The following is a 7,393-nucleotide window of genomic DNA, read 5'->3' on the forward strand; positions in this document are numbered from 1 at the left end:
GCCCCGGCCGCGGGGCGGGCTCAGCGGTGCCAGGTGAGCAGCGGGACCTCCCGCTCGGCGCGCGTGGGCGCGCCGTGCTGGCCCACCATCTCGAAGGCGTGCGGGGGCACCCGCCGGCCGTCGTAGAGGGCAAGATCCCCGTGCACGGCGACGAGCAGATCCCCGATGCGGGCACGGACCCGGTCCTCGACGACGGCGCCGAACCAGCCGGCGTCGACGGCCTCGTCCCGCGTGAGCACCCACGCGTGCGCCCCGTAGCGCTCGGCCCAGGTGCGCCGCACCCTCTCGCGCACGTCCGGACCCGCGTCGGATCGGAAGTGCAGCTGCACGAGGCGGGGCTCCCCCGCGGTGTGCGCGATCCCCTCGAGCAGCGCGGGGTCGGCGAGCTCCCCGGCCTCGTCCAGGGCGGCGTAGTCCACGCGGCGCGACGGCGGCACGTCGACCATGCCGTGGTCGCCGGTGGCGAGCACCACCGTCCCGGCGGGCACGCGGTCCACCAGGCGCCGCACCGCCGCGTCGATCTCCTCGAGGGCGTGCAGCCACCGGTCCGAGCCCACGCCGTCCCGGTGGCCGGCCTTGTCCAGCTCGTTGACGTAGAAGTAGACGAGCGTGGGCACGCGGGCGTCCTTCAGCACGCGTTCGACGGCCTGGGCGCGGGCGATCAGGGCGCGGCCGGCCACGAACCGGCCGCCACGCAGCCCCGCCCGTGTCAGGGCCGAACGCTCGAAGGCGGGCAGCGAGACCGTGACGGCGTCCACGCCGGCCGCGGCGGCGCGCTCGAACACGGTGGGCTTCGGCTGCCACCCCACCGGGTCGGTGGCCTCGTCCCAGCCGCCCAGCTGGTTGATCACCACGTCCCGGTCCGGGTCGAGCACGTCGTAGCCGGCCACGCCGTGCTCCCCGACGTCCAGCCCGGTGCCCAGGCTCGTGAGGGACGCGGCCGTCGTGGTGGGCACGGCCGCCTCGAGGACGCGGCCGCCGTCGGCCATCGCCGAGCGCAGCGTGGGGGCGTGGCCGCCGAAGCGCTTCAGGAGGGACCGTCCGAGGCCGTCCACCAGGGCGACGACCACGCGGCGGCCCGCCGGGACCGCGAGCGCGTTCTCACAGCCCGGGACACCGAGGGCGGCCGCGGCGGAGGTCAGGACGGAGCGCAGGGCACGGTCGGCGGGGACCACGCCGTCGGGGAGGGCGGGCCCCGTCACGTGGTGGCCGCCAGGTGGGCGCGGCGCAGGGCCCGGGCGAAGGCCAGGGCGCCGTCGACGGCCCCCTGCCCGTCGGCGTCGGCGGCGACGCGGATCACGAGGTCCTCGCGGGTGGCGGTGCCGGTGTAGCCGTGGTCGAGGTCGCACTGGGGGTCGGCGCAGCCGGCGGGCTGCAGGTCCAGTCGCTGGCCTCCGGCCCACATCAGCCCGAGGGTCATCTCGGCCACGGGGTCGGACGGCCGGAAGCGGGCGGGGTCGGCGTGGCCGGTGGTCAGGACCACGGAGCCGAGGGCGCGGACCGGGACCATCTCGGTGGAGACCTGGGCGAGGACCGCCTGGCCGGCCGGGTCGGCGGCGTGGTCGTCGAGGTGGACGGCCAGCAGGGTGTCCCCGGCGAGCACGAGGGCCGTGATGTGCCGGTGGATCTCCTCGTAGTCGAAGTGCGTGTCCACGTGGACGAGGTGCGCGTCCGGGGTGCGGCCTTCGAGCTCGAGGGCGATGGCGTGCGCCACGAGGTCCGGGTAGAAGCCGGCGCGGACGAGTGAGGCGTCGAGGCCGCCGCTGCCGTCCAGGGTGCGGGCCTCGCGCTGCCGGCCCTCGGCCTCGGGGGCGTCGGGGCGGTGGTCGGGACGGCCTGGCTCGTGACTCCTGCGGAACGGGCTCATGTCCCCCATGCTACGGGTCCGGCGCCGGGCCGTCCGGGCCCGCTGTGGACGGCCCGGTCAGCGGCCGCGCAACGCGCGCCGGGCCGAGTCGGTGCGGCGGGCCGCGTTGGCGACGTGCACCTCGGCCTGCAGCACCGTCACGCCCTCGGGGGCGGCCAGCACGGGCGCGAAGCGCAGGCGGGCGACCTGCGGCAGGTCGTCCTTGAGGACGCTGACGCGGCCCACGAGGTCCTCCAGCGCGGCGAGGTCGACGGAGGGCACCCCGCCGGTGCCGCGCAGCTTCAAGGCGGCGCGGGGGGCGCGGACCATGCGGGCCACGTCCCGGTCCGTGAGCGGGGGCACGCGGTGCACCCAGTCCCCCAGCAGGTCCGTGGCGTCGCCGGCGATGCCGAAGGAGACCACGGGGCCCAGCAGCGGGTCCTCGAGCGCCGTGAGCATGCAGGCCTGGCCGGCGGGGGCCATGGCCTGGACCTCGAGCTCGCGCACGCCGAACGGCGCGAGCAGACGGCGCATGTGCTCGACGTTGCGGCGCAGGGAATCGGCGTCCACCACGTTCAGGCGGACGCCGCCCAGGTCGAGTCGGTGCCGCAGGTGGGGGTCCACGGCCTTGAGCGCCACGGGGAAGCCGAGCCGCTCGGCGGCCGCCACGGCCTCGTCGGCGGTCTCGAACCGGGCCGAGGGCAGCACGGTGATCCCGTAGTGGCCCAGCAGCGTCTCGGTCTCCTCGTCGGAGAGCCGGACGAGTTCGGTGCCCTCGGCACGCGCGGCGGCCGCCTCCACGAGCTCCTCGGCCTCGTGCGGGTGCAGGCCGGTCGGCTCGAGCGGCTCGCCGACCTCCTGGCGGCGCCAGTGGACGTAGTCCGCGAGCGCGCCGAGCACGGTCATGGCCTGCTGCGGCGACGGGTAGAAGGGCAGGCCGGGCTGCAGGGAGCCGGGCTCGGCGTCGTCACCCACGGGCCCGGTGGCGCCGAGCGTGGCGCCGCGGTAGCGCGGGGAGACGACGTCGGTCAGGCAGCCGAGCACGGGGATGCGGGCGTCCCGGGTCGCGTCCGCGAGGGCGTGGGCCAGTCGCTCCGGCTCGTCGTCCGCCTGGTGCAGGCCGAGGCGGGCCAGCACCACGACGGCGTCGGCCTGCTCGTGGCGGACGGCGTCCCGGACGGCGGAGACCAGCGTCTCGGCGGGCGGGGCGATGCCCTGCTCGCTGCCGACGAGGCCGACGGTGGCCGTGACCTCCAGCCCGGCCTCGGCCGCGGCGTCGCGGCCCAGCCGGTCCAGGGCGAGGGAGTCGGCCACGAGGACGACGCGGTGGCCCGTGGGCAGCGGCTGGCTGGCCACGGCCATGAGGATGTCGAGCATGGCCTCGTGCGTGTGGGCCTCGAGCACGCCGGTCTGGTCGAGCATCGAGTCCACGGTGCCCTCGGGGGCCTGGGTGGTGCGGGTCTCGTGGCCCGGGGGCAGGAAGCGCCCGGTGACGTCGGAGCGGACCACCACGACGGGCTTGGTGCGGGAGAGCCGCCGGGCGATGCGGGAGAACTTGCGTGGGTTGCCGAACGACTCGAGGTACACACCGACGGCGGCGGTGTGGGGGTCCGCCTCGAAGAACTGCATGGCGTCGTTGCCCGAGACGTCCGCACGGTTGCCGGCGCTGATCGAGGTGGAGATCCCCACCCCGCGGCGCTTGACGCCGGCGGAGACCATGGCGCCGACGGCGCCGGACTGGCTGAACAGCCCGACGGGGCCGCGCTGGGCCAGGCCCGGGGACGGGGAGGCGTTGAGGCGGATCGCGGGGTCGGTGCGGACCAGGCCGGCCGAGGCCGGGCCGATCACGCGCATGCCGTGGGCGCGGGCGAGGGAGACCAGGCGGCGCTGGGCCTCGAGCCCCTCGGCGCCGGCGTCGGCGTAGCCCGAGGTGAGGACCACGAGGCCCTGGGCCCCGGCCGCGGCGGCCTCGGGGATGAGGGCCTCGACCTCGTCGGCGGGCACAGCGACGACGACGAGGTCGACCGGCTCGCCGATGTCGGCCAGGGAGCGGTGGGCGGTGAGGCCCTGGACGTCCTCGGCGGCGCGGTTCACGGCGTGGACGGCTCCCGTGAAGCCCGCCTCGAGGACGTGGCGCAGCACGAGCGAGCCGACGGCCTGCGGATCGCGGGAGGCGCCGACGACGGCCACGGACGCGGGCTCGACCAGCTCGGCGACGCTGCGGGACTCGGCGCGGTGCTCGCGGGACTCGACGACGGCGCGCCACCGGGCGGTGGGGTCGATGGGGAACTCGACGGCCACGACGCCGTCCTCGAAGCGGCGAGTCACCTCGAAGCCGGACTCCTGGAACACCGAGAGCATCTTGCGGTTCTCGGGCAGGACCTCGGCGGTGAAGCGGCGGATGCCGTTCTCGCGGGCGGCCACGGCGAGGTGCTCCATGAGGATGGAGCCCAGTCCGCGGCCCTGCGCGGCGTCGGAGATGTTGAAGGCGACCTCCGCGGCGTCGGAGTCCCCGTAGCGGTCGTAGCGGCCCACGCCGAGCAGTCGGCCGCCGCGGGTGATCACGAACGCCACCCGGTCCCGGTGGTCCACGTGGGTGAACCGGTCCAGGTCCTTGGCGCTCAGCTCGGACTTGTACGTGAAGTAGCGCAGGTAGATGGAGTTCTCGGACTGCCCGGCGTGCATGCGCTGCAGCTCGGCGGCGTCCTCGGGCGAGATGGGCCGCAGGTGGGCCGTCGCACCGTCACGGAGCACCACATCGGCCTCCCAGTGGGAGGGATATCCGCGGACGGCTTCGGTCTCACCCATAGGATCACTGTAGACAATCCCCGACGCCGTGAGGACTCCCCGACCACCATGATGGCCCGTTCATCCCGTTCCCGCCCCGCCGAGCAGGACGCCCCGCGCCCGCTGCCGCTGGAGCAGGAGAACATCGTCGACGTCGACGTCTCCGAGGAGATGGAGGCGTCCTTCCTCGAGTACGCCTACTCGGTGATCTACTCGCGCGCCCTGCCGGACGCGCGCGACGGCCTCAAGCCGGTGCAGCGGCGCATCCTCTACATGATGGCCCGCATGGGCCTGCGCCCGGACCGCGGCCACGTCAAGTCCGCCCGTGTGGTGGGCGAGGTGATGGGCAAGCTGCACCCCCACGGCGACGCCGCGATCTACGACGCGATGGTCCGCCTCGCCCAGCCGTTCTCCCTGCGCCTGCCCGTGGTGGACGGGCACGGCAACTTCGGCTCGCTCGACGACGGCCCCGCGGCCCCGCGCTACACGGAGGCCCGCATGGCCCCGGCCGCCCTGGCGCTCACCGCGGACCTCGACGAGGGCACCGTGGACTTCGTCCCCAACTACGACAACCAGCTCCAGCAGCCGGCCGTGCTGCCCGCCGCCTACCCCAACCTGCTCGTCAACGGCACCACCGGCATCGCCGTCGGCATGGCCACGAACATGGCCCCGCACAACCTGCGCGAGGTCGTGGCGGGCGCGCGCCACCTGCTCGCGGACCCCGAGGCGGACCTCGAGGCGATCATGGCCCACATCCCCGGCCCCGACCTCCCCTCGGGCGGCCGGATCGTGGGGCTCGACGGCGTCCGCGACGCCTACGCGACCGGCCGCGGCACGTTCCGCATGCGGGCCGCCGTCGCCGTGGAGCAGGTCTCCGCGCGTCGCACCGGCCTGGTCGTCACCGAGCTGCCGTACGGCGTGGGCCCCGAGAAGGTCATCGAGCGGATCAAGGCCGGCGTCGACGCGAAGAAGCTCAGCGGCATCGCCGACGTCGTGGACCTGACGGACCGCAAGAACGGGCTGCGCCTGCAGATCGAGCTCAAGTCCGGGTTCAACCCCCAGGCCGTGCTGGCCGCCCTGTACCGGCACACCCCGCTCGAGGAGACGTTCGGGATCAACAACGTCGCGCTCGTCGACGGCCAGCCGCAGACCCTGGGCCTGCTGCCCCTGCTGCGGGTCTACGTGGACCACCGTCTGGACGTGGTGCGGCGCCGCACGGGGCACCGCCTCGGCAAGCACCGCGATCGTCTCCACCTCGTCGAGGGCCTGCTGCTGGCGCTCGTGGACATCGACGAGGTCATCGAGATCATCCGTTCCTCGGACGACACGGCGGCCGCGCGCACCCGCCTCATGGGCGTCTTCGACCTCACTCAGGTGCAGGCCGATCACATCCTGGAGCTGCGGCTGCGCCAGCTGACGAAGTTCTCCCGCATCGAGCTGGAGGCCGAGCGCGACGAGCTGCAGGCCGCGATCGCCGAGCTCGAGGCGATCCTCGCCTCCGACGCGCGGCTGCGGGAGGTGGTCTCGGCCGAGCTGCAGGCCGTCGCCGACGAGCACGGCGACGACCGGCGCACGGTCCTGCTCGAGGCCGAGACCGCCGCGGCCCCCGCCGCCGGGCCCGCACCGTCCGGGCCGACCCCCGCCGGCGCCGCTGAGGCCGGGGCGGACCTGATGGTCCCGGACACGGCGTGCTGGGCCCTGCTCTCCACCTCCGGACGCCTGCTGCGCACCGCGGACCGCACGCCGATCGCCCCGCAGGACCGGCGCCGCAAGCACGACGCCTTCGCCTCCGTGGTCCCGACGACGGCCCGCGGCGAGATCGGGGCCCTCACCTCCGCCGGCGCGCTGCACCGCCTCCAGGCGGTCGACCTGCCGGCGGCCGGCGAGCCGTCCGCGGCCCCCGCGATGACCGCGGCCGTCCCCGCCGCGGAGCTGGTGCCCCTGGCCAAGGGCGAGACGCTCGTGGCCCTGGTCCCCCTGGACGCCGTCCTGGCGCTGGGCACCGCCCACGGGGTCGTCAAGCGCGTCCGGCCGGAATGGCCCCTGAACCGCCAGGTCGTCGACGCCGTCGCCCTGAAGGACGGCGATGCGGTGGTCGGCGCCGCCCCCGCCCCGGACGAGGCCGACCAGCTCGTCTTCCTCACCCGCACCGGCCAGCTGCTGCGCTACGCCGCCTCCGCCGTGCGCCCCCAGGGCCCGGCCGGCGGCGGTGTCGCGGGCATCCGGCTGGCCGCCGGGGACACGGTGCTCGCGTTCGGGGTGGCCCCCGCCGCCTCCATCACCGAGACCGGTGCGGACGCCGCGGCCCACCCGCGGCCCGCCGTCGTGGTGACCGTGACGGACGGCGAAGCGGACGTGCTGGGCTCCGCCCCGGGCTCCGTCAAGGTCACGCCGCTCGGGGAGTATCCGGCCAAGGGCCGCGGCACCGGCGGCGTGCGCGCCCACCGGCTGCTCAAGGGCGAGAGCGGCCTCGAGCTCGGCTGGATCGGCGCCGCGCCCGCGCTCGCGGCCTCCCGGGCCGGCGTGGCCCGCGCGCTGCCGATCGAGTACGGGCGCCGGGACGGCTCGGGCGTGCCCGTGGACCAGCGCATCGAGGCCGTCGGCGCCGGCGCCTCCCCCGAACTCGTCTCGGTCCCGCCCGCCGAGGACGACGCCGTGGCCGTGTCCGCGGACTGACCCCGGTCCGGGGCGAGCCTGTTCGCCTCGGGCCGATCGACGCCCCGGATGGGCGCCCCGCCCGACCCCTCCGATACAGTGGGC

4 protein-coding genes are annotated in these 7,393 nt (G+C 75.8%); 1 reads left to right on the plus strand and 3 read right to left on the minus strand.

Annotated features, from left to right (window positions below):
* Nucleotides 1-20: 20 nt before the first annotated feature.
* The 3 genes from J1M41_RS02810 to J1M41_RS02820 are packed head-to-tail and all read right to left on the minus strand — an operon-like array spanning nt 21 to nt 4,654.
* A complete protein-coding gene (locus tag J1M41_RS02810; RefSeq protein ID WP_044659532.1) occupies nt 21-1,202 on the minus strand; it encodes an alkaline phosphatase family protein in 1,182 nt (393 codons plus the stop codon).
* Nucleotides 1,199-1,867, minus strand: a complete 669-nt coding sequence (locus tag J1M41_RS02815) for a DUF5998 family protein (RefSeq protein ID WP_044659536.1) — start codon at nt 1,865-1,867, stop codon at nt 1,199-1,201. The genes J1M41_RS02810 and J1M41_RS02815 overlap by 4 nt, the downstream gene beginning before the upstream one ends.
* 57 nt (nt 1,868-1,924) lie before the next feature.
* Complete coding sequence (locus J1M41_RS02820) at nt 1,925-4,654, minus strand: GNAT family N-acetyltransferase (RefSeq protein ID WP_206451093.1); 2,730 nt, start codon at nt 4,652-4,654, stop codon at nt 1,925-1,927.
* A gap of 48 nt (nt 4,655-4,702) precedes the next feature.
* Between J1M41_RS02820 and J1M41_RS02825 the strand changes: the two genes are divergently transcribed.
* Nucleotides 4,703-7,309 (plus strand): DNA topoisomerase (ATP-hydrolyzing) subunit A, encoded by a 2,607-nt coding sequence (locus J1M41_RS02825; protein WP_206451094.1) that lies wholly within the window; start codon nt 4,703-4,705, stop codon nt 7,307-7,309.
* The last annotated feature ends 84 nt before the right edge of the window (nt 7,310-7,393 follow it).

Source organism: Micrococcus sp. KRD096 (assembly GCF_017168495.1).
GTDB lineage: Bacteria > Actinomycetota > Actinomycetes > Actinomycetales > Micrococcaceae > Micrococcus > Micrococcus luteus.

Bases quoted from the DNA above. Each gene is read 5' to 3' on its own strand.
- J1M41_RS02815 (WP_044659536.1), bottom strand. From the start codon at position 1,867: ATGAGCCCGTTCCGCAGGAGTCACGAGCCAGGCCGTCCCGACCACCGC.
- J1M41_RS02820 (WP_206451093.1), bottom strand. From the start codon at position 4,654: ATGGGTGAGACCGAAGCCGTCCGCGGATATCCCTCCCACTGGGAGGCC.
- J1M41_RS02825 (WP_206451094.1), top strand. From the start codon at position 4,703: ATGATGGCCCGTTCATCCCGTTCCCGCCCCGCCGAGCAGGACGCCCCG.